Annotated in this window: 22 protein-coding genes and 1 tRNA gene; 10 read left to right on the top strand and 13 right to left on the bottom strand. The window is 66.0% G+C overall.

Features of this window, described 5'->3' with window-relative positions; all coding sequences use genetic code 11:
- Positions 1-189 precede the first annotated feature (189 nt).
- From R4823_RS13020 to R4823_RS13000, 5 genes are read left to right on the top strand one after another with little or no spacing between them, the layout of a single operon-like run.
- The gene (locus R4823_RS13020) at positions 190-1,158 is read left to right on the top strand and encodes a YncE family protein (protein ID WP_338619167.1); all 969 of its coding nucleotides are present in this window, start codon (positions 190-192) and stop codon (positions 1,156-1,158) included.
- On the top strand, positions 1,142-1,948 hold the full coding sequence (locus R4823_RS13015) for a polysaccharide deacetylase family protein (RefSeq protein ID WP_087840234.1): 807 nt from the start codon (positions 1,142-1,144) through the stop codon (positions 1,946-1,948). The genes R4823_RS13020 and R4823_RS13015 overlap by 17 nt, the downstream gene beginning before the upstream one ends.
- A complete protein-coding gene (locus R4823_RS13010) occupies positions 1,935-2,903 on the top strand; it encodes a sterol desaturase family protein (protein ID WP_338618921.1) in 969 nt (322 codons plus the stop codon). Before R4823_RS13015 ends, R4823_RS13010 begins: the two co-directional genes overlap by 14 nt.
- Before the next feature lie 43 nt (positions 2,904-2,946).
- On the top strand, positions 2,947-3,462 hold the full coding sequence (gene fabA / locus R4823_RS13005) for a 3-hydroxyacyl-[acyl-carrier-protein] dehydratase FabA (protein ID WP_087840236.1): 516 nt from the start codon (positions 2,947-2,949) through the stop codon (positions 3,460-3,462).
- A gap of 56 nt (positions 3,463-3,518) precedes the next feature.
- Entirely contained in the window at positions 3,519-3,836 is a 318-nt protein-coding gene (locus tag R4823_RS13000) for an NIPSNAP family protein (RefSeq protein ID WP_087840237.1), read from the top strand.
- Between the two features lie 277 nt (positions 3,837-4,113).
- On the opposite strand, the gene R4823_RS12995 is transcribed toward R4823_RS13000, so the two are convergent.
- From R4823_RS12995 to R4823_RS12985, 3 genes are read right to left on the bottom strand one after another with little or no spacing between them, the layout of a single operon-like run.
- Positions 4,114-5,646 (bottom strand): SpoVR family protein, encoded by a 1,533-nt coding sequence (locus tag R4823_RS12995; protein WP_338618920.1) that lies wholly within the window; start codon positions 5,644-5,646, stop codon positions 4,114-4,116.
- On the bottom strand, positions 5,643-6,902 hold the full coding sequence (locus R4823_RS12990; RefSeq protein ID WP_087840239.1) for a YeaH/YhbH family protein: 1,260 nt from the start codon (positions 6,900-6,902) through the stop codon (positions 5,643-5,645). Before R4823_RS12990 ends, R4823_RS12995 begins: the two co-directional genes overlap by 4 nt.
- 11 nt (positions 6,903-6,913) lie before the next feature.
- Positions 6,914-8,836: a PrkA family serine protein kinase gene (locus R4823_RS12985; RefSeq protein ID WP_279815091.1), complete on the bottom strand. Its 1,923-nt coding sequence runs from the start codon at positions 8,834-8,836 to the stop codon at positions 6,914-6,916.
- Positions 8,837-9,264: 428 nt separating this feature from the next.
- Here R4823_RS12985 and R4823_RS12980 point away from each other — a divergent pair.
- Positions 9,265-9,341 (top strand) — tRNA-Pro (locus R4823_RS12980).
- Positions 9,342-9,650: 309 nt separating this feature from the next.
- On the opposite strand, the gene R4823_RS12975 is transcribed toward R4823_RS12980, so the two are convergent.
- Positions 9,651-10,127, bottom strand: coding sequence for an Lrp/AsnC family transcriptional regulator (locus R4823_RS12975; RefSeq protein WP_087840296.1), 477 nt, complete (start codon positions 10,125-10,127; stop codon positions 9,651-9,653).
- 126 nt (positions 10,128-10,253) lie between these two features.
- Between R4823_RS12975 and mdeB the strand changes: the two genes are divergently transcribed.
- The 3 genes from mdeB to R4823_RS12960 all read left to right on the top strand — a co-directional run bounded on the left by mdeB (position 10,254) and on the right by R4823_RS12960 (position 14,172).
- Entirely contained in the window at positions 10,254-12,950 is a 2,697-nt protein-coding gene (gene mdeB / locus R4823_RS12970; RefSeq protein ID WP_338618919.1) for an alpha-ketoglutarate dehydrogenase, read from the top strand.
- Between the two features lie 104 nt (positions 12,951-13,054).
- The gene (locus R4823_RS12965) at positions 13,055-13,849 is read left to right on the top strand and encodes a hypothetical protein (protein WP_338618918.1); all 795 of its coding nucleotides are present in this window, start codon (positions 13,055-13,057) and stop codon (positions 13,847-13,849) included.
- 5 nt (positions 13,850-13,854) lie between these two features.
- Positions 13,855-14,172, top strand: coding sequence for a LuxR C-terminal-related transcriptional regulator (locus R4823_RS12960; RefSeq protein WP_338618917.1), 318 nt, complete (start codon positions 13,855-13,857; stop codon positions 14,170-14,172).
- Between the two features lie 6 nt (positions 14,173-14,178).
- Here R4823_RS12960 and R4823_RS12955 read toward each other — a convergent pair whose 3' ends face one another.
- From R4823_RS12955 to R4823_RS12915, 9 genes are all read right to left on the bottom strand, one after another.
- Positions 14,179-14,580, bottom strand: coding sequence for a MerR family transcriptional regulator (locus R4823_RS12955; RefSeq protein WP_087840242.1), 402 nt, complete (start codon positions 14,578-14,580; stop codon positions 14,179-14,181).
- 8 nt (positions 14,581-14,588) lie between these two features.
- A complete protein-coding gene (locus tag R4823_RS12950) occupies positions 14,589-14,993 on the bottom strand; it encodes an integration host factor subunit alpha (protein ID WP_338618914.1) in 405 nt (134 codons plus the stop codon).
- 15 nt (positions 14,994-15,008) lie between these two features.
- On the bottom strand, positions 15,009-17,420 hold the full coding sequence (gene pheT, locus R4823_RS12945) for a phenylalanine--tRNA ligase subunit beta (protein WP_338618913.1): 2,412 nt from the start codon (positions 17,418-17,420) through the stop codon (positions 15,009-15,011).
- A gap of 73 nt (positions 17,421-17,493) precedes the next feature.
- Positions 17,494-18,513 carry a phenylalanine--tRNA ligase subunit alpha gene (gene pheS / locus R4823_RS12940; protein ID WP_087840244.1) on the bottom strand — a complete coding sequence of 340 codons (1,020 nt, stop codon included), beginning with the start codon at positions 18,511-18,513 and terminating at the stop codon, positions 17,494-17,496.
- A 154-nt stretch (positions 18,514-18,667) separates the two neighbouring features.
- Positions 18,668-19,027: a 50S ribosomal protein L20 gene (gene rplT, locus R4823_RS12935; RefSeq protein WP_087779861.1), complete on the bottom strand. Its 360-nt coding sequence runs from the start codon at positions 19,025-19,027 to the stop codon at positions 18,668-18,670.
- A gap of 29 nt (positions 19,028-19,056) precedes the next feature.
- A complete protein-coding gene (gene rpmI, locus R4823_RS12930) occupies positions 19,057-19,254 on the bottom strand; it encodes a 50S ribosomal protein L35 (protein WP_087840245.1) in 198 nt (65 codons plus the stop codon).
- Positions 19,255-19,506: 252 nt separating this feature from the next.
- Positions 19,507-20,058 (bottom strand): translation initiation factor IF-3, encoded by a 552-nt coding sequence (infC, locus tag R4823_RS12925; RefSeq protein WP_087840246.1) that lies wholly within the window; start codon positions 20,056-20,058, stop codon positions 19,507-19,509.
- A 99-nt stretch (positions 20,059-20,157) separates the two neighbouring features.
- Complete coding sequence (gene thrS, locus R4823_RS12920) at positions 20,158-22,107, bottom strand: threonine--tRNA ligase (RefSeq protein WP_279814988.1); 1,950 nt, start codon at positions 22,105-22,107, stop codon at positions 20,158-20,160.
- Positions 22,108-22,341: 234 nt separating this feature from the next.
- Positions 22,342-23,682: a citrate synthase gene (locus R4823_RS12915; RefSeq protein WP_176400795.1), complete on the bottom strand. Its 1,341-nt coding sequence runs from the start codon at positions 23,680-23,682 to the stop codon at positions 22,342-22,344.
- Between the two features lie 124 nt (positions 23,683-23,806).
- Here R4823_RS12915 and R4823_RS12910 point away from each other — a divergent pair, with 124 nt between their 5' ends.
- Positions 23,807-24,799 carry a tripartite tricarboxylate transporter substrate binding protein gene (locus R4823_RS12910; RefSeq protein WP_243724354.1) on the top strand — a complete coding sequence of 331 codons (993 nt, stop codon included), beginning with the start codon at positions 23,807-23,809 and terminating at the stop codon, positions 24,797-24,799.
- Positions 24,800-24,821 lie beyond the last annotated feature (22 nt).

The raw sequence follows: 24,821 nt of genomic DNA, 5'->3' as shown, positions 1-24,821 counted from the left end.
GCGTCCCGGGGATGTCGCGGCAAACCAACATTCACCCAAAAACGACAGCAACGGCAAGCCCGGCCGCCTAGACTATGCGAACTCTGGCGGCCGTCCCCCGGCCGCGGGCTGCCCGCGGGCCCGCATCGGCGCCCAGCGGCGTTGTAGAACCTGCGGGATCCGACATTGAAATCTCAGCTTTTTGCCCGCCTGGCCGGCGCCCTCGGCCTGTGCGCGGTGTTTGCCGCCTCCGCGGCACCTCCCCCCGTGATCGTCCTGAACTCGCTGGATGCCTCGGTCAGCATCCTCGATCCCTCGACCTACGCGGAGTTGCGGCGCGTTCCCACCGGCAAGGAACCCCACCACCTGTACCTGACGCCTGACGAGAAATCGCTGCTGGTGGCCAATGCCGGCAGCGACTCGCTCACTTTCTTCGATCCCGCCACCGGCAACGTGCAGCGCACGCTGACCGGCATCGTCGACCCCTACCAGCTCCGTTTCTCGCCCGACATGAAGTGGTTCGTGACCGCGGCGAACCGGCTCGACCACATCGACATCTACCAGTGGAACGGACAGGCCGGATCGGCCGACCCCAAGCTGGTCAAGCGCATCCCCGCCGGCCGTACGCCCAGCCACCTGACGATAGACAGCAAGAGCCGCAACCTGTACGTGTCGCTGCAGGACAGCGACCAGTTGATCGCCATCGACCTGGCCACGCAGACGCCGCTGTGGACCATTCCTGTGGGCAAGACGCCCGCCGACGTCTACATCACCAGCGACGACCGCTACCTGCTGGTCGCCCTGACCGGCGACAGCTACGTCGAGGTCTATGACCTGGCGGCCTCGCCCGCCAAGCTCGTCAAGCGCATCCCCACGGCGGCCGGCGCGCACGCCTTCCGGGCCCAGGGCGACGGACGGCACCTGTTCGTCAGCAACCGCGTGGCCAACACCATCAGCCGCATCGACCTGCAGATCCTGGCGGTGGTCGACGCCTATCCCGCCCCCGGCGGCCCGGACTGCATGGAAGTGCTGGCCGACGGCAAGACCCTGCTGGTCACCTCGCGCTGGGCCAAGAAGCTCACCGTCATCGACACGGCCACCCGCAAGGTCGTGCACCAGACCAAGGTGGGCCGCTCGCCCCATGGCGTCTGGACCCTGTCCCATGCGCCGCGCCAGTAGCCTGGCGCGCGCGGGCGCGGCCGCCCTGCTGCTGGCTGCCGCTGGCGCCCAGGCCGCGGAATGCGCCCGCCCGGTCTACCTGACCTTCGACACCGGACACATGGGCGTCGCCCCGCTGGTGGCCGAGGTGCTCGACCGCCAGCAGGTCAAGGCCAGCTTCTTCCTGGCCAACGAAAAGACCCGCGACGGCGGCACCAGCCTGGACGACCGCTGGGCGCCCTGGTGGAAGGCCATGGCGGCGCGCGGACACGTCTTCGGCTCGCACACCTACGACCATGTGTACTGGCTCGCCAACCTGCCGGGCGGCGGCTTTCGCGTCAAGCCGACCTTCGGCCCGCAGGCCGGACGGGTCCAGGCCATGAGCGTCGAGGCCTATTGCGCCGAACTGGACCGCAGCGCCGCGCGGTTCAAGGAAATGACCGGGCAGTCCATGCTGCCGCTGTTCCGCGCCCCCGGCGGCAAGACCTCGGCCGCCCTGCTCCGGGCCGCCGAAGACCGCTGCGGCTATCGCCACGTGGGCTGGGCCGACGCCGGCTTCCTGGGCGACGAGCTGCCCAGCGACAAATACCCCAACGCCGCGCTGCTGGCGCGCGCCTTGCGCAACATCCGTCCCGGCGATATCTTGATGGCGCACCTGGGCATCTGGTCCCGTCAGGACCCCTGGGCGCCGGCCGTGCTGGAACCGCTCATCACCGGGCTCAGGCAGAAGGGTTACTGCTTCGCCACGCTGGCCGACCATCCGCAATACCGGGCCTGGCTGGCCACGCATCACGTCCATGGAACTCCTTAGCGATCTTTTTTCCGGCATGCAGCAGTGGCTATTCGAGACGCTCGTCCAGCCCCTGCTCTTTCACCTCGGTCTCGGCAGCATCCTCGAGGACGCCTACGACGGCACCATGTGGCTGCTGCTCGGCGTCGTGCAACTGATCATCATGCTGGCCGTGTTCGGTCCCCTGCAACGCTGGCGTCCCGTCGAAAAAATCGTCGACCGGACCTCGGTGCGGCTGGACATCCTCTACACCGCCATCCACTCGCTGGGCCTGTTCCGGCTGGTGCTGTTCTTCACGACCCAGCCGCTGGCCGACCACGTGTTCGGCCAGCTGCACGTGCTGGGATTCTCGCCCTTCCATCTCGACGAGATCTGGCCCGGGGTGACCGACCGCGCCTGGGTCAGCCTGATCCTGTACCTGCTGATCTTCGATTTCGTCGACTACGCCTTCCACCGCGCCGAGCATCGCTTCCAGTGGTTGTGGGCGCTGCACGCCGTCCACCACAGCCAGCGCCAGATGACCATGTGGTCCGACAATCGCAACCACCTGCTCAGCGACCTGCTGCGCGACGCGGTGGTCGTGCTGGTCTCGCACCTGGTGGGCGTGCCGCCCGGACAATTCGTCATGGTCGTGATCATCACCCGGCTGGTCGAGAGCCTCTCGCACGCCAACCTGCGGACCGGCTTCGGCCGCATCGGCCAATATCTGGTAGTGGGGCCGAAATTCCACCGGCACCACCACGCCATCGAACCTCCGTCCCGGCCCGGCCGGCCCGAGGGCAACTACAACTTCGGCGTCCTATTCCCGATCTGGGACATCCTGCTGCGCACCGCGCGCTTCGACGGCAACTACGGGCCGACCGGCATCAGCGACCAGCTTCCCGAGCACGGCGGCCGCGACTACGGCCGCGGCTTCCTGGCCCAGCAATGGCTGGGGCTCAAGCGGCTGCTGGGCGGCGCGCCCGGCCGGAGCTGAACGGGCCGACGATATAATCCCGGTTTCCAACGAGGACTTCCTAATGCTTGAACAGAACGCCTTCTCCCGTGAAGACCTGCTGCGCTGCGCGCGCGGCGAATTGTTCGGGAAAGGCAATGCGCAACTGCCGGCCCCCAACATGCTGATGATGGACCGCATCACGCACATCTCGGACCAGGGCGGCAAGTACGGCAAGGGCCAGGTGATCGCCGAACTGGACATCCATCCCGACCTCTGGTTCTTCGCCTGCCATTTCGAGGGCGACCCGGTCATGCCGGGATGCCTGGGCCTGGACGCCATGTGGCAACTGGTGGGCTTCTTCCTGGGCTGGCAGGGCAACCCCGGCCGGGGCCGCGCACTGGGCTCGGGCGAAGTGAAGTTCGTCGGGCAGGTGCTGCCGACCGCCAAGAAGGTGACCTACACCATCGACATCAAGCGCACCATCAACCGCACGCTGGTGCTGGGCATCGCCGACGGCACCATGAGCGTGGACGGCCGCGAAATCTACACCGCCGAGGGACTGCGCGTAGGCCTGTTCACTTCCACCGATTCGTTCTGACCGCACGGCCCGGAGCGCCCCTGCGCTCGGGCCGGCATTCCCCGGGGAGACTTTCCATGCTGTACGACGTTCGCACCTACACGTGCCGGCCCGGCACGATCAAGAAACAGCTCGAGCTCTACCAGGAACTGGGCTTCGAGGCGCAGCGCAAGCACCTGGGCGACCCGGTGCTGTACCTGCAGACCGAGACCGGCAACGTCAACAGCTTCACCCACATCTGGGCCTACCGCGACGCCGCCGACCGCATGGCGCGCCGCGCTGCGCTGCAACAGGATCCGGACTGGCAGGTCTACCTGAAGAAAAGCGTGGAGATGGGCAACCTGGTCTCGCAAGAGAACCACTTGATGGTGCCCACCCCTTTCTTCAAACCGTAGGGTAGGCCCCCCCCTACGCCCTTCGGGCGCCCCCCAGGGGGCGGCACTGGCGGACCGGCAAAGCCGGATCCGCTGTGCCCTGGGTCTGGGACGACCGCGAATACAAGAACGGCCTTGCATCACATGCGAGGCCGTTCTCGTTTTACGCTGACAAGAGGCAAGAACGTCAGTCCCCGCCAGCCCGTTGGTACCCCAGGATGCGGTGGATCCGGCTCCGCCGGTCCACCCGCATCGCCCCCTGGGGGGCGCCCGAAGGGCGTAGGGGGGACCTCTACCTCTACCCCGATCGCTCGCGGAAGGTTTTTACGCTGCCTTCCGCGTCGACCTCTTCCAGGCGGACCTTGAATCCCCATAGCCGGGCCAGGTGCTTCATCACCTGGTCGGCATCCTCGGCCTGCAAGGGCCTCCCCCGCATCGTCACGTGGCGCAGGACCAGGGACCGGTCGGAATCCCGGTTGTAGCGCACCACCTGGATGTCCGGCACCTGCATGTCGCGGTTGTGCTGGTCCGCCAGCAGCCGGCGCACCCGCCGGTAGCCGTCGTCATCGTGGATGGCCTCGACTTCCAGCTTGGGGTTGGACTCGTGGTCGGCGATCGCGAAGAAGCGGAACTCGCGGATCAGGCGCGGCGACAGGAACTGCGCGATGAAAGACTCGTCCTTGAAGTTGCGCATCGCGAAGTCCAGCGTCTTCAGCCAATCGCTCCCGGCGATGTCGGGGAACCACTTCCTGTCCTCGGGCGTGGGGTTCTCGCAAATGCGGCGGATGTCCTGCATCATCGCGAAGCCCAGGGCATACGGGTTGATGCCGCCGTAGCCGCGCTGGTCGAAGCCGCGCTGCGCCACCACGTTGGTGTGGCTTTGCAGGAACTCGATCATGAAGCCGTCGTTGACCAGCCCCTTCTCGTGCATGCGGTTCAGCAGCGTGTAGTGCCAGAAGGTCGCCCATCCCTCGTTCATGACCTTGGTCTGGGTCTGCGGATAGAAGTACTGGGACAGCTTGCGGACGATGCGCACCAGTTCCTTCTGCCAGGGCTCCAGCGAAGGCGAGTATTTCTCGATGAAATACAGGATGTTCTCTTCCGGCTCCGGCGGGAACACCGCCGGCTTGCCCTCGCGCTCGACGTGGTCGCGCGTGGGCACGGTGCGCCACAGGTCGTTGTACTGCTGGCGCGCATACTCCTCGCGCTCGGCCTGGCGCTGCATCTCTTCCCGGTAGGAAATGGGATGCGGCCGCCGGTAGCGGTCCACGCCGTGGGCCATCAGCGCGTGGCAGGAATCCAGCGTGGCCTCGACGGCGCTGATGCCGTATTTTTCCTCGCAGTCCATGACGTACTTGCGGGCGAACACCAGGTAGTCCAGCACGCCGTCGGCCTCGGTCCACTGCCGGAACAGGTAGTTGCCCTTGAAGAAGGAATTGTGGCCGTAGCAGGCGTGCGCGATCACCAGCGCCTGCATGGCCATGGAATTCTCTTCCATCAGGTAGGCGATGCAAGGGTTCGAGTTGATGACGATCTCGTAGGCCAACCCCTGCACGCCACGCCGGTAGGCCTGCTCGTTGCGGATGAACTCCTTGCCGTAGGACCAGTGGGGATATCCGATAGGCAGGCCGACCGAGGCGTACGCGTCCAGCATCTGCTCGGAAGTGATGACCTCGATCTGGCTCGGATAGGTGTCCAGCCCGAACTCCCGGGCCACCTCGCCGATGGCTTCGTCATAGCGCTGGATCAGCTCGAAGGTCCATTCCGAGGTGGTCGAGATGGGCTGGACCGCCCGGGCGGGCGCTTCGCGCGGCGGATGGACGGCGCTCATGCGGTCTCCTTCCTGAACAGGTCGTGCAGCACGCCGAATATCTCGCGCCGCTCGCGTATGCGCCGCATCGCGAAGTGCGGCGCCGTCTCGCGCTCGTACTCGGCCCACAGGCTGCTCTTGCGCATCTCGTCCACGTCGGGAATCTCGATATAGGCGTAGTAGCGCGTGAGCGGCAGCAGGTGTTCGGACAGGAAGCGGGCGCTCTTGGCCGCGTCCGCGCCGAAGGAATCGCCGTCGGTGGCCTGCGCCGCGTAGACGTTCCAGGTGGCGGGCGAGTAGCGCTCGGTCACGATCTCGTGCATCAGCTCCAGGGCCGAGAGCACCACCGTGCCCCCGCTCTTGGGATCGTGGAAGAAGGTCTGCTCGTCCACCTCTTCCGCGTTGTCCGTGTGGCGCACGAACACCAGGTCGACGCGTTCGTACTTGCGCGACAGGAACAGGTACAGCAGCGTGAAGAAGCGCTTGGCGAGGTCCTTCTTGTTCTCGTCCATGGACCCCGAGACGTCCATCAGGCAGAACATCACCGCGCGCGCCACCGGCGATGGTTCGACCACGCGATGCCGGTAGCGCAGGTCCAGCGAATCGAGGAACGGCACGCGCGCCAGCCGGGACCGGTGCACGTCGATCTCGGCGCGCAGGGCATCGAGCTCGTCTTCCGGGGCCCCCGCCTCTTCCGACTCCTCCAGCTTCTGCTGCGCCTCCTGCAGCCCCAGCCGCGACCCGCCGCTGAGCGCGATGCGCCGCGACAGCGAGGTCTTGAGCGTGCGGCCCACGCTCAGCGTGCTGGGCGACCCCGTGGTGGTGTAGCCCGCGCGCCGCCACTTCTGCTGGTTGATCTCGCCTAGCTGGGTACGGACCAGGTGGGGAAGCTCCATGTCCTCGAAGAAGAGGTTCAGGAACTCCTCCCGCGACAGGCTGAACGTGAACGGATCCACCGAGTCGCCCTCGCCCGGCTCGGAAGGATCGCCATCGTCGCCGCCCCGGGGCCGGTCGATCTTGTCGCCCTTGGCGAACTCCCGGTTGCCGGGATGGACGATCTCGCGATCCCCGCCCCTGCCGTAGCGGAAGCTGGGTTCGGAGATGTCCTTGGCCGGGAGGTTGATTTCGCCGCCCTGGTCCATCTCTTCGATGGACCGTTCCTGGACCAGCTCGCGTACTGCCTTGCGTATCTGGTCCTTGTACCGCCTGATGAAGCGCTCCCGGTTGACAGCGCTCTTGTTACGGCCGTTGAGCCGCCGATCGATGAGTGAATTCATATTCACCTAGCTCACGAAGACTTCCTCACCCGCAAGTACCACTCGCACAGCAAGCGGACTTGCTTTTCGGTATAGCCTTTCTCGACCATCCGTTCGACAAAGCTCTCGTGCTTGCGCTTGTCCTCGACCGAGGCCTTGGCGTTGAACGAAATGACCGGGAGCAGATCCTCGGTGTTGGAGAACATCTTCTTCTCGATCACCTCGCGCAGCTTCTCGTAGCTGGTCCACGCGGGATTGCGGCCGCCGTTGTTGGCACGGGCGCGCAGCACGAAGTTCACGATCTCGTTGCGGAAATCCTTGGGATTCGCGATGCCCGCCGGTTTCTCGATCTTCTCGAGCTCGGCGTTGAGCGCAGCGCGGTCGAAGCTCTCGCCCGTTTCCGGGTCGCGGAACTCCTCGTCCTGGATCCAGCAGTCGGCGAACGTGACGTAGCGGTCGAAGATGTTCTGTCCGTACTCCGAATACGACTCCAGGTACGCCGTCTGGATTTCCTTGCCGATGAATTCCGCGTAGCGCGGCGCCAGGTAGCCCTTGATGTGCTCCAGATAGCGCCGGCGGATCTCGTCGGGATAGTCCTCGCGGCCGATGCGCTGCTCCAGCACGTACATCAGGTGCACCGGATTGGCGGCGATCTCGGTCTGGTCGTAGTTGAAGACGCTGGACAGTATCTTGTAGGCGAAGCGCGTCGAGACGCCCGTCATGCCCTCGTCGGTGCCGGCGTAGTCCTTGTATTCCTGCAGGACCTTGGCCTTGGGATCGACGTCCTTCAGGCTCTCGCCGTCATAGACCCGCAGCTTCGAATAGATGCTGGAGTTCTCGGGTTCCTTCAGCCGGGTCAGCACCGAGAACTGCGCCATCATGTCCAGCGTGCCCGGCGCGCATGGCGCCTCGGCCAGCGAACTGTTCTGCAGCAGCTTGCGGTAGATCTTGACCTCTTCCGACACCTGCAGGCAGTACGGCACCTTGACGATGTAGATACGGTCCAGGAACGCCTCGTTGTGCTTGTTGTTGCGGAAGGTCTGCCATTCGGACTCGTTGGAATGCGCAAGGATGATCCCGTTGAACGGGATGGCCGAAAACCCTTCGGTGCCCTTGAAGTTGCCTTCCTGGGTCGCCGTCAGCAAGGGATGCAGCATCTTGATGGGTGCCTTGAACATTTCAACGAATTCGAGCATGCCCTGGTTGGCCAGGCACAGCCCTCCCGAATAGCTGTAGGCATCGGGATCGTCTTGCGAGTAGCGGTCCAGCTTGCGGATATCCACCTTGCCGACCAGCGAGGAGATGTCCTGGTTGTTCTCGTCGCCCGGCTCGGTCTTGGCGATGGCGAGTTGCCGCAGCACCGAAGGCTGGAGCCGGACCACGCGGAACTGCGAGATGTCGCCGTCGAATTCGCGCAGCCGCTTGATGGCCCAAGGCGACATGATGCCGGTCAGGTAGCGGCGGGGTATGCCGTATTCCTTCTCGAGCTGGTCGCCGAAGCGGTCGGGGTGGAACAGGCCCAGCGGCGACTCGTTGACGGGCGAGCCCTTGAGCGCGTAGATGGGGTGCGCTTCCATCAGCGCCTTCAGGCGCTCGGCGATAGACGACTTGCCGCCGCCGACCGGTCCCAGCAGATAGAGGATTTGCTTGCGTTCTTCCAGCCCCTGGGCCGCGTGCTTGAAGAACGCCACGATCTGGTCGATCACGTCCTCCATCCCGAAGAATTCCTTGAAGGCGGGATAGCGCCGGATCATGCGATTGGAAAACAGGCGCGACAACCGCGGATCGTTGCGCGTATCGACCAGCTCGGGCTCGCCTATCGCGGCAAGCATGCGCTCGGCCGCACTGGCGTAGACCATGGGATCCCGGCGGGCGAGGTCCAGGTACTCCTCGAGAGAAAGTTCGGTTTCCTGCGTCTTGGCGTATTGAGACTTGAACCCTTCGACGATGTTCAGCACGGACAACCTCCAACAGCGAGTGAATGAGAACTGCCTACACGACTCTGTTGTTGTTAGTGCCGGTCGAGCCGGCTTCCGGTTCTTTCCTGCCGGATGAACTTCCTGCCATGCCCGGGGCCGATCGAAACCAGCAACTCCCGATCCTGCCTCGACATGTCCGATCTATTGCGAAACGCTCCTTGGGCGACCTCCTTGCAAACATCATACGGCGCATCCACACGGACGACTCGCTTTCTGTTGCGCACGCACGATATTTTTTTGACGCATCTCCTAGGGGTATACACTCCTAAGGCTGTGAACCAATGGGCAGAGTTCCGCAAACTGCGCGCCACGTTTCATCCCTTTCGATCGTCGCAACCCTATGCAAAATAAAATGCGGCGCACCTTTCCTACACCCTCGAAAATTTGCTATACTTTTTTTCTTTCGGGGCGTAGCGCAGCCTGGTAGCGCACTTGCATGGGGTGCAAGGGGTCGCGAGTTCGAATCCCGCCGCCCCGACCATATACAAGTTCTTGACCTGTATTTGTCGGAACCGAAGAAAAAAAGCCCGGTGGCCACAAGCTGCCGGGCTTTTTGTTTTGCTGATTTGTTTCCAGTCAATGCGAACGGAATCGCCCAGGAAAACGTGAAACTGCCGTGATCCTGCATGGCATCCGACATTGCATTATCCATTATCTTTTACAAAAACAATCAATAATTCCCGGGCGATTCGTCCGACCAATAACCCTCCTTTTGTCAGGGCCACGTCCGCCAGGCCGTCGCCCACGGCGTTGTAGTGCCCACTAGGGACATCCGCGCCCGGAGGCGGCGCTAGCGCGCGCCCGCCGCCCGCAGCGGCAACGCGGTCTTGTAGCGCACCTGCTTGAGCGCGAAGCTGGAGCGGATCTTCTCGACCTGGGCGATGGGCGACAACTGCTCCAGGATGAAGCTCTCGAGCGCCTGGATGTCCGGCACGGCCACCCGCAGCAGGTAGTCGGCATCCCCCGTCATCAGGTAGCACTCCATGACTTCCTCGCGGGCGCAGATGGCATCCTCGAATACCTGCAGCGCCTTGCGGTTCTGCTGCTTCAGACTGATCGAGATGAACACGTTCAGGTGCAGCCCCAGTTGCTGCGGGTCGAGCAAGGCGACGTACTGGCGGATCAGGCCGGCGGCCTCCAGCGCCTTGACCCGGGTCAGGCACGGGGATGGCGACAGATGCACCCGGCGCGCCAGTTCCACGTTGGAGATGCTGGCATCGGCCTGGAGCTCGGCCAGGATGCGCCGGTCGATGTCATCGAGATCGATCATGCTTGATTTCTTCCCCTTGAAAGAATTTTCTGCCGCTTATCCCGCTTATTCAAAGAATTTTCGGGGAAAAATTCCGGACCTTCAAGCGTAGAATTTTTCATGAAAAGACGAGGAGAGGCAGGCATGTACGACGAATCCCGGCACCTGGCGCGGCTGGACGGCCCGCGAGCCGACCCCGACCCCATGGAGACCGCCGAATGGCGGGACGCCCTGCTGTCGCTGCTGGAGACGAACGGACCTGAACGCGTACGGCAGATCCTCGACATGCTGGCGCAGGCGGCTGGCGATTCGGCGGTCGGGTGGCGACCGCCGCGCCATACCCCTTACGTCAACACCATCCCCGTCGAGGCACAGCCCCCCTTCCCCGGCGATCTCGCCACCGAAGAGCGGCTGGCCGCGCTGATGCGCTGGAACGCGCTGGCCATGGTGGTCCGCGCCAACCTCGCCCATGGCGAACTGGGCGGGCATATCGCCAGCTATGCCAGTGCCGCCGATCTGTTCGAGGTCGGCTTCAACCACTTCTTCCGCGGCGGCCCGGCCGGCCAGGCGGACCTGGTGTTCTGCCAGCCCCATTCGGCGCCGGGCATCTATGCCCGGGCCTTCCTGGAAGGCCGGCTGCAGGAAGCCGACCTGGCGCACTACCGGCAGGAGATCACCGCGCGGGCGCACGGGGCGCTCGGCCTGTCCAGCTACCCTCACCCCTGGCTCATGCCCGATTTCTGGCAATTTCCCACCGGCTCCATGGGCATCGGCCCCATCAACGCGATCTACCAGGCGCGTTTCATGCGCTACCTTGCTCACCGCGGCCTGCTGGACACCGCCGGCCGGAAGGTCTGGGGCATCTTCGGCGATGGCGAGATGGACGAGCCCGAGAGCATGTCGGCGCTGACGCTGGCGGCGCGCGAGGGGCTCGACAATCTCGTCTGGGTGGTGAACTGCAATCTCCAGCGGCTGGACGGTCCGGTGCGCGGCAACGGCCGCATCGTCGACGAGCTGGAATCCCTGTTCGCGGGCGCCGGCTGGAACGTGATCAAGCTGCTGTGGGGGTCGGACTGGGATGGCCTGTTCGCGCGCGACACCGGCGGCGCCCTGCGGCGGGTTTTCTCGCAGACGGTGGACGGGCAATTGCAGACTTTCGCCGCCAAGGACGGCCGCTTCAACCGCGACCATTTCTTCGGCCAGGACCCGCAACTGGCCCGGCTGGCGCAGGGCCTGACGGACGAGGAGATCGACCGCCTGCGGCGCGGTGGCCACGACCTGGTGAAGATCCATGCCGCCTATCACGCGGCCGCGCGCAGCACGGGGCGCCCCACCGTCATCCTGGCGCAGACCAAGAAAGGCTACGGCATGGGCGAGGCAGGCCAGGGCAAGATGACCACCCACCAGCAAAAAAAGCTGGACCGCGACGCCCTGATCGCCTTCCGCGACCGATTCTCGCTGCCACTGAGCGACGATCAGGCCGCATCGCTGGCCTTCCTGCACCCCGGCGAAGACAGCGCCGAGATCCGCTATCTGCATGCCCGGCGCGGCGAACTCGGCGGCCCCGTGCCGGCCCGATCGCCGCAGGCCGACCCGGTGCCGGTGCCCCCGCTGGAACGCTACGCCGGTTTTGCCCTTCAGGCGGACGGCAAGGAAATGTCCACCACAATGGCATTCGTGCGCCTGTTGTCCAGCCTGCTCAAGGACAGCCGGCTGGGCCCGCGCGTCGTGCCCATCGTCGCCGACGAAGCGCGCACCTTCGGCATGGCGGCGCTGTTCCGGCAGATCGGCATCTACTCCAGCGTCGGCCAGCGCTACGAACCCGAGGACATCTGTTCGGTACTGAGCTATCGCGAGGCGCTGGACGGCCAGATCCTGGAGGAAGGCATCAGCGAGGCCGGCGCGATCAGTTCCTGGACGGCGGCCGCCACCAGCTATGCCGTGCACGGCACGGCGATGCTGCCCTTCTACATCTACTACTCGATGTTCGGCTTCCAGCGCGTGGGCGACCTGATCTGGGCCGCCGCCGACCAGCGTGCCCGCGGCTTCCTGCTGGGCGCCACGGCCGGCCGCACCACGCTGGGCGGCGAAGGGCTGCAGCACCAGGACGGCTCCAGCCTGGTCGCGGCGGCCGCCGTCCCCAACTGCCGCGCCTACGATCCCGCGTCCGCCGCCGAAGTCGCTGTCATCATCGACCACGGCATGCGGGCCATGCTCGAAACACAGGAAGACGTCTTCTACTACCTGACGCTGGGCAACGAGAACGCTCCCCAGCCTAGCCTGCCGGCCGAGGCCCGCGACGGCGTGATCAAGGGGCTTTATCGGTACGGCGTGCACGGCCGGGGCGAGCCCGCCGTGCGTCTCTTGGGGTCGGGCGCCATCCTGCGCGAAGCCATCGCCGCCGGCGAGCTGCTGGCCGGCGACTGGGGCATCGCCAGCGAGACCTGGAGCGCGACCAGCTACGCGGAACTGGCACGGGACGCGCGCGCGGCCGAGCGCTGGAACCGCCTGCATCCCGAGCAGCCCGCGCGCCGCAGCCACGTCGAACACTGCCTGGCGGGGAGCGCCCCCGTGGTGGCAGCGAGCGACTACGTGCGCGCCTGGCCGTCGCTGATCGCGCCCCATTGCCCCGCGCGCATGACGGTGCTCGGAACGGACGGCTTCGGCCGCAGCGATACCCGCGGCGCCCTGCGCCAGTTCTTCGAGGTCGATCGTTTCCACATCGTCCTGGCCGCGCTGCATGCGCTGGCCGACGCCGGCTCATGCCCTCGCGAACGGTGCGCGCAGGCCATCGCACGCTACCCGATACGGACCGATCCGCGTCCGGCGTGGGAGGCCTGACGCGCCGAAGATACACCGGCCCAAGCCGGACCGCGCCATTGTTTGCCTCGCCGTTCGCCGCCGTAATATTCTTTGCGGACGATGGAGCGGTCGCAAGAACGAGAATGGAAAAACTGGCCCTTAGCATTGCCCACGACCTGTACGGCGGCGTCCTTGGGCAAGAGGGATGGCATGCGGCGCTCAAGCGTATCCGGGACCTGACGGGAGCCGAATCGGCCTGCACGGTCATCCTGGACCGGCGCGCCCCGGCCGCCGCGGTCGGCGACCACAGCGGCGGGGACGAGCGGGCGTTCGACGAGTACACCAATCGCTACAGCCGCTACGACCCGGCGGAAAACGTGCGCCATCGGCTGCAACTGGGCAACTGGTACATCGACTGGCAGTGGTTCACCCGCCACGCCCTCGACCGTGATCCCTTCTATCAGGAATTCATGCGGCCCTATGGGCTGCGCTCCGTGCATGCCCTTCCCATCCTGAAGAACGGCGTGGCCGAATGCTGCCTTTCACTGCAATTCCCTTTGTCGCAGCCCGACACCGATGAGCCGTCCAAATCCCCGCTGCTGCGCCTGCTCGCTCCGCACCTGCAACAGGCCGCGACGTTGCGCCATGAATTCCTGAACTTGCAGCAACGGGCCGAGCTGGCGCAGCAACTGCTCGACGATTTCAGCTTCCCGCTGCTGGCCACCGACGCGCAGGGCCGCGTGCATCTTGCCAACCGGGCCGGCGCGACCTGGCTTTCCCTGCCCGGCAATCCTTTCGGCGCCTCGGGCCTGAAGCCATCGCGGGCCGGGGCGGGTTCCCGGCTTGCCGAGGCGCTCGTGGCTGCCTGTACCCGGCGGACCCGGCTGGCCACCGGCGCCCATGTCGATTCGGCACGCCACCGATCCGCTACGCGGTAGTGGCCATGCCGCTGCCAGAACCGATGTCGTTCCCGCTGTCCACGTACGAGCCCCTGGCACTGGTAAAGGTCCATACCCACGATGCCACCCCCATCAGCGCGCATCGCCTGCTGCATGCGCTGTTCGGCATCCCGCCCGCGGAATACCGGCTGTTGCTGTTGTTGATGCAGGGACACCACGTCAAGGAGTGCGCGCAGCAGTTGGGCGTCTCCCAGGAGACGACCAGGACCCAGCTCAAGTCGCTGTTCCGCCGGACCCAGACCTCGCGCCAGAGCCAGCTCATCGACCTGGTGCGCAAGCTGACCTACGGCCACATGGACTGAAGCGCGTTATCGCGCCAGGCTGGTCTCGCGGGCGGACTGCAACAGGCTGGCGATGTCGGCCAGTTCGGCCCGGATGGCCTGCAGCTCGGGCTCCTCGATGGACACCAGCGCCACCTGGGGCGCCTCGTCCACGTGTCCGCGCGACTCGTCCAGGCGGTTGCGGGCGCCGCTGATGGTGAAGCCCTGCTCGTACAACAGTTCGCGGATGCGGCGGATCAGCAGCACTTCGTGGTGCTGGTAGTAACGGCGGTTGCCCCGTCGCTTGATGGGCTTGAGCTGGGTGAATTCCTGTTCCCAGTAGCGCAGCACGTGCGGCTTGACGCCACAGAGTTCGCTGACCTCGCCTATCGTGAAATAGCGCTTGGCGGGAATGGGCGGAAGAACGACGGGTGGCTCGATGCGCGCCATAGGACCTCTCAGGACGGATTCTGTTCGCGCAGCGCGACCTGTTCGACCATGCTCTTGAGCTTCTGGCTCGCATGGAAGGTGACGACGCGACGGGCGGCGATGGGGATTTCCTCGCCCGTCTTGGGATTGCGTCCGGGCCGCTGCGGCTTGTTGCGCACCTGGAAGTTGCCGAAACCCGATAGCTTGACCATGTCGCCGCGTTCGAGCGCGTCGCGGATTTCCTCGAAGAAGGTCTCGACCATGTCCTTGGCTTCACGCTTGTTCAGGCCGACCCGCTCGAACAGCAGGTCGGCCAGTTCGGCCTTGGTCAGGGTACGCGTATCGAGCCCGCCCTGCAGCAGGTCGGACTCGGGATCGGCGTCGAGGGAGTCCGGGGAAGCGTAGCTATCGGAAACGAGAGAATGCATAGACACGGATGGGAAGCGGTATCAAACCCTCAGCCGCGCACCGTGCTCGGACTCGAGCGCGGCGCGGATACGGGCCAGGCACGCCTCGACTCGGGCGTCGTCCAGGGTTACCGAAGTATCCTGTAGCCAGAACCGGAAGGCAAGGCTTTTTTCCTTTTCTAACAAGGACTTATCCCGCCAAACGTCGAAAATCCGTGCATCCTGGACGACCGCCAGTTCGGGCTCCCTGGCCACCAGATGGCGCACCGTATCCAGCATCTGCTGTGCCGTCACCGCCTCGGCCACCCACAGCGCCAGATCGCGGATCACCACCGGCTGGCGCGAGATCTCTCGCAGCGACGGCAGCGGGCGGACGGCGATGCGGTCGGCGTCCAGTTCGAACACCACCGGGGCGTGCGGCAGTTCCGCGCGCTGCAGCCAGCGCGGGTGCAGCTCGCCTATCCAGCCCACCGTCTCGCCGTCGATGACGATACGGGCGCTGCGGCCGGGATGCAGGGCCGGATGCGCATCGGGCACGAAGCGCGGCGCCTGGGTGGAACCGCCGGCCAGCAGGGCCTCCACGTCGGCCTTCACGTCATAGAAATCGACCTGCCTGGTCTGCGTCCCCCACTGCTCTTCCACCGCCGGCCCGTAGGCCAGGCCGGCCAGGCGCATGGGCTGGTTCACGCCGGCCACCGCCAGCGGACCGTCGGCCACGGCCGCGTCGCGCGAGAAGACCCGGCCCAGTTCGAACACCCGCACACGGCTGGTCTTGCGGTTCACGTTGTATTGGGCGTTGGCCACCAGGCCGCCGATCAGGCTGCTGCGCATGACCGACAACTGGCTCGCGATCGGATTGAGCAGGCGGATGGGGTCCGTGTTGCCCGCGTAGTCGCGCTCCCACTCGGCCTCCACGAAGCTGAAGTTGATCACCTCCTGGTAGTCCAGGTCGGCCATCGTGTGGCGCAGCGCGTGGAAGGTGTGGCGCTCTTCCGGCACGGCGCGTACCGCGGCCCGCGCCAGCGGCGGCAGGTCGGGAATGCGCTCGAAGCCGTGGACGCGCGCGACTTCCTCGATCAGGTCTTCCTCGATCTCGATGTCGAAGCGGAACGACGGCGGCGTCACGACGAAGGCGCCGGGCTCGCGCACGAAGGGCAGCCCCAGGCGGGTGAAGATGCCGGCGATCTCGTCTTCCGGCACGTCCACGCCCAGGACCTTGTGGCAACGCGCCACGCGCAGGCGCACGGGCTTGCGCTCGGGCAGGTTGACCACCTGGTCGTCGACCGGGCCGACCTGGCCGCCGCACACCTGCACGATCAGGCTGGTCAGGTATTCCAGGTCGGCGGGAATGTTGGCGTAGTCCACGCCGCGCTCGAAGCGATGGCTGGCGTCGGTGCTGAAGTTGTAGCGGCGCGCGCGGCCGGCGATGCTGGCGGGCCACCAGAAGGCGGCCTCGAGATAGATGTCGCGGGTCTGGGTGGACACCGAGGTGGCCTCGCCGCCCATGATCCCGGCCAGGCACTCGGGGCCGTTGTCGTCGGCGATCACGCCGACCTGCCCGTCCACCTCGACGGTCTGGCCATTCAGCAGTAGCACCTGCTCGGCCGGCTGCCCCCACCGCACGTGCAGGCCGCCGCGCACCTTGGCCAGGTCGAACACGTGGCTGGGACGGCCCAGTTCCAGCATGACATAGTTGGAAATGTCGACCAGCGCGGAAATCGAGCGCTGGCCGGCGCGCTCGAGGCGCCGCTTGATCCACTCCGGCGTGGGAACGGACGCATCCACGCCGCGGATGACCCGCCCTACGTAGCGCCCGCACAGATCCGGGGCATGCACGGTCACCGGCACGCGGTCGTCGATGGCGACCGCCACCGGATCCAGCTTCGGCGCGGCCAGCGGCGCGCCGGTCAGGGCCGAGACCTCGCGCGCCACGCCCAGCACCGACAGGCAATCGGCCTTGTTGGGAGTGAGCTTGAGCGTGAAGACCGTGTCGTCCAATTGCAGCCATTCGCGCACGGACATGCCGACCGTGGCATCCGCGCCCAGGTCCAGCAGGCCCGCGTGGTCCTGCGACAGGCCCAGTTCGCGCGCCGAGCACAGCATGCCCGAGGACTCCACGCCACGCATCTTGGCCACGCCTATCTTGATGTCGCCGGGCAGACGGGCGCCCACGGTGGCCAGCGGCACCTTCATGCCGACCGCCACATTGGGTGCGCCGCACACGATCTGCAAGGGCTCGCCCTGCCCCGCGTCGACCTTGCACACGCGCAGCTTGTCGGCGTTCGGATGCGGCTCGAGCGCCAGCACCTGCGCCACCACCACGCCGCTGAAGGCGGGCGCCACCGGCTCGGCTTCCTCGACCTCGAGACCGGCCATGGTCAATTGATGAGCCAGCTCGTCGGTCGAAATGGCGGGATTCGTCAGGGCCCGCAACCAGGATTCGGGAAATTGCATGTCTGTAAGTTCCCCCCTGCGCGCTTCGCGCGCCTCCCAGGGGCGCGCGCCAGCGCGCAGGGGGGCACCTCCCTTAATTGAATTGTCTGAGGAAACGCAGGTCGCCTTCGAAGAACTGGCGCAGGTCGTTCACGCCGTAGCGCAGCATCGTCAGCCGTTCCAGCCCGGAGCCGAAGGCAAAGCCGATGTAGCGTTCCGGATCCAGGCCGAAGTTGCGCACCACGGCAGGATGCACCTGGCCCGATCCGGAGATCTCCAGCCAGCGGCCCTTGTTGGGGCCGGAAGTGAACATCATGTCGATCTCGGCCGACGGTTCCGTGAACGGGAAGAACGACGGGCGGAAGCGCAGCACCAGGTCATCGGTCTCGAAGAAGGCGCGCAGGAAATCGGTGTAGACGCCCTTCAGGTCGGCGAACGAGATGTTCTCGTCTATCCACAGGCCCTCCACCTGGTGGAACATGGGCGAATGCGTGGCGTCGCTGTCCACGCGGTAGGTCCGCCCGGGGGCGATCACCTTGATGGGCGGCTGGTGGGCGCGCGCGTAGCGCACCTGCATCGGGCTGGTGTGCGTGCGCAGCAGCAGCGGCAGGCCCTTGTCGTCCTTCATGTCGACGTAGAACGTATCCTGCATCGACCGGGCCGGGTGGTTCTCGGGATTGTTCAGCGCCGTGAAGTTGGTCCAATCGTTCTCGATTTCCGGGCCGTCGGCCACGTCGAAGCCGATGGAGCGGAAGATCTGCTCGATCCGTTCCCAGGTGCGGATCACCGGGTGGATGCCGCCCCGGCCCCGGCCGCGGCCGGGCAGCGTGACATCGATGGTTTCCTCCGCCAGGCGCGCATTCAGCCTGGCATCGGCCAAGGCCTGCCGGCGCTCGTTCAGCAGCCCCTCGATCCGGCCCTTGGCTTCGTTGATGCGCGCCCCCTCGGTGCGCTTCTGTTCCGGCGTCAGGCTGGCCAATCCCTTGAGCAGCGCCGTCAAGGCGCCCTGCTTACCCAGGAACCGGGCCTTTTCGTTCTCCAGCGCGTTGGGGTCGGACGCGGCCGCGAAGGCCTCCCCGGCTTGGCGTATCAGATCGTCCAGATTCTGGGACATGGCGGATTCGTATCAATAAGGGAAAAAATGGGTCGCCACAAACACGAACGGGGCTTCAAGAGAAGCCCCGTTCGGGTGTTGCACTCGTGGCTCGCGACGCGCGCCCGGACATGGCCGGCGTTCCGGCCACGCCCCGCGTACGTCGCTAGCGAGCTCAGGCGGCCAGGGCGTTCTTGACTTGCTGCACGATCGCGGCAAAGCCAGCCTTGTCGCGCACAGCCAGGTCGGCCAGCACCTTGCGGTCGAGGTCGATCGCGGCCTTCTTCAGGCCGGCGATGAACACGCTGTACGACACGCCATGCTCGCGCACGGCGGCATTGATACGCGTGATCCACAGCGCGCGGAAGGTGCGCTTCTTGGCGCGGCGGTCGCGATAGGCGTACTGGCCGGCGCGCATGACCGCCTGCTTGGCGACGCGGAAGACGTTGCCGCGGCGGCCACGGTATCCCTTGGCGGCGCTGATGACTTTCTTGTGACGGGCCCGGGCGGTTACCCCACGTTTGACTCTAGGCATTTGAAAACTCCAATATCAGCGGGTTGGGATCAGGCAAACGGCATCATTGCCCGCACGGATTTCACATCGGCCTCGTGGACCGCGGTGGAACCGCGCAACTGACGCTTGTTCTTGGTGGTTTTCTTCGTGAGGATGTGGCGCTTGAACGCCTGGCCCCGCTTGATGGAACCGCTACCGCGGACCTTAAAGCGCTTGGCGGCGCTTTTCTTGGTCTTCATCTTAGGCATGACTGCTTCCTGTACGTTTACATGCTCACGGGTGCCGGCGATATCCTGCCGGACTTGACGACCCGCATTCACTTGTTTTACCTGCTCCGGGTCCCTGCGGCGCACCGCCGGCGCGGGTTCTACCCCGCCTGGCGGATTTGAAGGCGTCGCTAGGAGGCCGGATTGCCCGGTGCCAGGAATTTCGCACCGGGATTCGCCGGGATGCCTCCACGAAGGGTACGGCCATCCCGGAAAACCAATGATTATACCGCGTTATTCGCCGGCTGCGCCCTTGCCCGCCGGCAGGGCCTTTTTCTTGGGGGCCAGCACCATCACCATCTGGCGGCCTTCCAGCTTGGGCATCGCCTCGACGGCGCTGATCTCCACCAGGTCGTCGCGCACGCGCTCCAGCACGCGCATCCCCAATTCCTGGTGAGCCATCTCGCGGCCACGGAAGCGCAGCGTGACCTTGGCCTTGTCGCCCTCTTCCAGGAACCGGCGCAGATTACGCAGCTTGACCTGGTAATCGCCTTCGTCGGTGCCGGGACGGAACTTGACTTCCTTGACCTGGATGATCTTCTGCTTGAGCTTGGCTTCGTGCTGCCGCTTTTGCTCCTGGTACTTGAACTTGCCGTAGTCCATCAGGCGGCAGACCGGGGGCTGCGCGTTCGGGGCAATTTCTACCAGGTCAACATCATTCTGTTCGGAAAGCCTAACTGCTTCGGCCAGCTTGACGATGCCAAGCTGTTCGCCGTCGACCCCAATCAGGCGCACCTCAGGTGCGGTAATTTCACCATTGATGCGATTCGGCTTGTCGGTAGCGATGTCTAAAACTCCTGAATTTGATTGAAACGGCCGCGTGCGGCGGGTTGCCCCGCCGCCAGCACGAGCCGTGCCCGGCCCCCGGAACGGCCAACCACGCGATCAGGACGGATTGGCCGGGGCTTCCGGGTTGCGGCGCTCGGCCACGTCGGCAGCGAGCCGCGACGAGAACACATCGATCGGGAGAACCCCCAGGTCGATGCCGCCGCGGGCGCGTACGGCCACCGATGCAGCTTGCCGTTCTTTTTCCCCCACCACGAGGATATAGGGAATTTTTTGCAAGCTGTGCTCACGGATTTTATAGGTGATCTTTTCACCACGCAAATCCGATTCCACTCTAAACCCTTGTTTTTTCAGGGTTTGCGCGACACTTTGGGCGTATTCGGCCGTGGATTCCGAAATATTGCAGACGACGGCCTGGACCGGCGCCAGCCAGGGCGGCATGGCGCCGCCGAAATTCTCGATCAGCATGCCGATGAAGCGCTCCATCGAGCCCAGGATGGCCCGGTGCAGCATGACGGGCGTCACGCGCTGGTCGTGCTGGTCCACGTACTCGGCGCCCAGGCGGCCGGGCATGGAGAAGTCCACCTGGATCGTGCCGCACTGCCAGTGGCGGCCGATGGCGTCCTTCAGCGTGTATTCGATCTTCGGGCCGTAGAAGGCGCCGTCGCCCGGGCTGATCTCGTACTCGCAGCCGGAGCGGCGCAGGCTTTCGATCAGCGCCTGCTCGGCCTTGTCCCACACCTCGTCCGACCCGATCCGGCTTTCCGGCCGCGTGGCGATCTTGTACAGGATGTCGGTGAAGCCGAAGTCGCGGTAGACGCGCTGCAGCTGCGCCGTGAAGGCCACGCACTCGTCCAGGATCTGGTCCTCGGTACAGAAGATGTGGCCGTCATCCTGCGTGAAGCCGCGCACGCGCATCATCCCGTGCAGCGCTCCCGAAGGTTCGTTGCGGTGGCACTGGCCGAATTCGCCGTAGCGCAGCGGCAGGTCGCGATAGGAATGCAGGTTGGCGCGGAAGATCTGCACGTGGCCCGGGCAGTTCATGGGCTTGAGCGCGTAGTAGCGGTTCTCGGACTCCGTCGTGAACATGTTGTCGCGATAATTGTCCCAGTGTCCCGTCTTTTCCCACAGCGAACGGTCCAGGATCTGCGGCGCCTTGACCTCCTGGTAGCCGCTGTCGCGGTAGACGCCGCGCACGTATTGCTCGACCTGCTGCCAGATCGTCCAGCCCTTGGGGTGCCAGAACACCAGGCCCGGCGCCTCGTCCTGGAAGTGGAACAGGTCCAGCTCGCGGCCCAGCTTGCGGTGGTCGCGCTTCTCGGCCTCTTCCAGCATCGTCAGGTAGGCGTCCTGGTCTTCCTTCTTCGCCCAGGCCGTGCCGTAGATGCGCTGGAGCATCTCGTTCTTGCTGTCGCCGCGCCAATAGGCGCCGGCCACCTTCATCAGCTTGAACACCTTGAGCTTGCCGGTGGACGGCACGTGCGGGCCGCGGCACAGGTCGATGAAATCGCCCTCGCGGTACAGCGAGATCGTCTGGTTGTCCGGGATGGAGGCGATGATCTCGGCCTTGTACTTCTCGCCTATCGAATTGAAGAACGCCACCGCGTCGTCGCGTTTCCATTCCTCGCGGGTGACGACCTCGTCCTTCTTGGCCAGCTCCAGCATCTTGTTCTCGATGGCGGCCAGGTCCTCGGGCGTGAACGGCCGCGAGTACGAGAAATCGTAGTAGAAGCCGTTGTCGATGACCGGGCCGATCGTGACCTGGGCCTCGGGGAACAGCGACTTGACCGCGTAGGCCAGCAGGTGCGCCGTCGAATGGCGGATCAGGTCCAGCCCGTCGGCGTCCTTGCCCGTGACGATGGCCAGGCGGGCATCGCGGTCTATCGTGTGGCTGGTGTCGACCAGGGTGGGCTCGCTGCCTTCGTAGGTGATCCGGCCGGCCAGGGCGGCCTTGGCCAGCCCGGCACCGATGGACGCGGCGACGTCCGCCACCGTGACGGGGGCCGGGAACTCACGCTGGGAACCATCGGGCAGCGTTACCTTGATCATTGAAGCGACCTCGTAAGAGATGAAGAAAAACCCTTGGGCGAACCTGAAACAAAAAAAACGCGGCACCGGGCCGCGTTTCTTGCTTTCTGCAGGATCCCGGGCCCAGGGGGCCCGGCGGAACGGACGATGCGATCCAGGAAACCAACGCGGCTAGCCGGCGATGTTCCCCGAGGTAGTTCGATCGAGCATGGAAGCGATGCGCATGCCGTTGTCCGTTCGTGTTGCAGCAAGGGTCTACGTTGCCTGGGATTTTAGCACAGCGCCCCCTTGCGGCCCAGCGTGGAACTGCCCGCGCGGACGCAGGAAGAAGCCGTTGAGGCGCTGTTCCAGCACATGGGCGATCCAGCCCGAGGTCCGGCCCATGGCCCACAGCGCGCTGGCGGCGCCGGGCGGCAAGTCCCAGGCCGCGCAGGCCGCCACCAGGCCGAGCTCGATCCGGGGCGGCACGCCCACCCTGGCATGGACCTCGTCCAGGAAGCGCAGCAGCGTCCCGGCGCGGCGGCCGGGGCGCGGGTGTTCGCGCGCCATGCGGATCAGCAGTGCCGCGCGCGGATCCCCCTGGGGATAGGATTCGATGCCGAAGGCCGACGAGCGCGCGCGGTCGCGCACCACTCGCGCCACCCAGGCATCGAGCTGGCCGCGCGTCCGCACGCCCGCCAGCGTGTCCTCGATGCGGTCGCAGCCGCCGGCCAGGCCCGTGCCGGACAGGGCCGCCAGCGCCGCCCCCACGCAGGCGTGGAGCTCCGCGCCGACCGAGGCCGCGATGCGCGCGCTGAACGTAGGCGGCGATAGCTCGTGATCCGCGCTCAGGATCAGCATCGCGTTCAGCGCCCGCAGCAGATCCGCAGCAGGCTCCTTCCCCATCGCCTCGGCCAGGTGCTGGGCCAGCGGCTTGGCCCCGGCCGGCGTCCGGCAGCGGCGCGGGTCCGAGAGCAGGCCGCAGCAGCCGGCGAACGCCAGCACGAGCTGCCGCGCCGCCGGGACCGCCCCGCCGCCGCGCACCTCCTCGTCCACCGAGCCGCCACCCAGGGCCAGCGCCGCCGCCTGGAACACCCGGACCATGCGCGGCGTCTCGCCGGCCTGCGGCGCCAATGCCTCCAGCGCGCGGCGGGCTCCATCCGGCAGCGGCTGGGCCGGCCAGATACTGGCCCCCTCGGGCAGCACCCCCGTCCAAAGCAGCTCGGCCACGTTCTCGAACGCCCCGGGATATTCGACCAGCTCGGCCGCCAGGCGCCCCCTGTAGCGCGGCCCGGCCGGCGTGATTTCGGTGATGCCGGTATCGATCACCGGCTGCCCCCAGCGCAGCGCCGTCGCCGCCACCGCGCCGTGGCCCATCCTTGCCTGGCTGCGCGTGCGCAGCCCCTCGACCTCGTCGCGCAGGTAAAGGCGGGTCTTGCGGCCGGGCTGCGCGACCGGATGCAGCAGGCCGCGGCTGACATAGGTGTACAGCGTGGCGGCCTTGACCTGCAGCAGGCGGCACGCTTCCTTGGAATCGACGAAGCCGCCGGCCTGCCAGGGCTGTCCGGCCGCGCCGTTCTCTGATGGATCCATGGTGGTGAGGGGAGCTTCGGACACCCGTCGAATCGGTAATACATCGATTATGCAATCGAGATTGATTCGACGTAAATCGATCCATACACTCCGCTGCACATACCATTGCCGGCGGCACGCCAGCGCCGGCGCAGACAGGAGACTCACCATGACCCCGCGCATGCCCCGCCCCCGCCGGGCCTTCCTGGCCTTCGCCCTGGCAGCGGCCCTGGCCGCGTCGGCCCACGCCCAGCCCGGCGCCTATCCGTCCCGTCCCATCACCATCGTCGTGCCGTTCCAGGCCGGAGGCGGCGCCGACACCGTGGCCCGCCTGCTGGCCACGCACATCGCCGGCCAGTTCAACGGACAAAGCGTCATCGTCGACAACCGCGCCGGCGCCTCGGGCAACATCGGCGCCAACTACGTCGCGCGCGCCGCCGCCGACGGCTACACGCTGCTGCTGACCAACAGCACCATCACGATCAACGCCGCGCTGAACTTCACCCAGGGCTACGACGTCAGGAAGGACCTGCGGCCCATCGCCCAGCTCGTGTCCTCACCGGTCGCGGTCGGGGTCAATAGCAGCTATCCCGCCCGCACCGTGGCGGAACTCGTCAGCCACCTGCGCGCGAACCCCGGCAAGGCCAACTACTCGTCCTGCGGCAACGGCTCGCCCCAGCACTTCGCCGGCGAGGCCTTCAACCAGGGCGCCAAGGTCGACATGGTGCACGTGCCCTACAACGGCTGCGCCCCGGCCGTCAGCGACGCGCTGGGCAACCAGGTACCCATCCTGTTCAGCACCATCCCCAACATGGCGCCCCATGCCAAGACCGGCAAGCTGCGCATGCTGGGCGTCGCCTCGGCCAAGCGCCTGTCGTTCATGCCCGACGTGCCGGCCATCGCGGAAACCCCGGAGTTCAAGGACCTGGACATCAGCGTCTGGTTCGGACTGTTCGCGCCCGCGGCCACGCCGGCCGACGTGCGCGGCCGCATCGAGCAGGCGGTGATGGCCACGCTCAAGGACCCCAAGCTGCGCCAGGACTTCCAGTCGCGCTACTACGAAGTCGACGCCCTGGGCGCCGACGGCATGGCCCGGCAGGTGGACAAGGACCTGTCCATGTACGGGCAACTGGCCAGGCGGGCCAACATCAAGCTGGAATAGCCGCGCCGCCGCCCCTCTTCTC

The organism is Pigmentiphaga sp. CHJ604, from assembly GCF_036972535.1.
Taxonomy (GTDB): domain Bacteria; phylum Pseudomonadota; class Gammaproteobacteria; order Burkholderiales; family Burkholderiaceae_B; genus Pigmentiphaga; species Pigmentiphaga daeguensis.
This window is presented reverse-complemented; position numbering and strand designations above follow the sequence as displayed.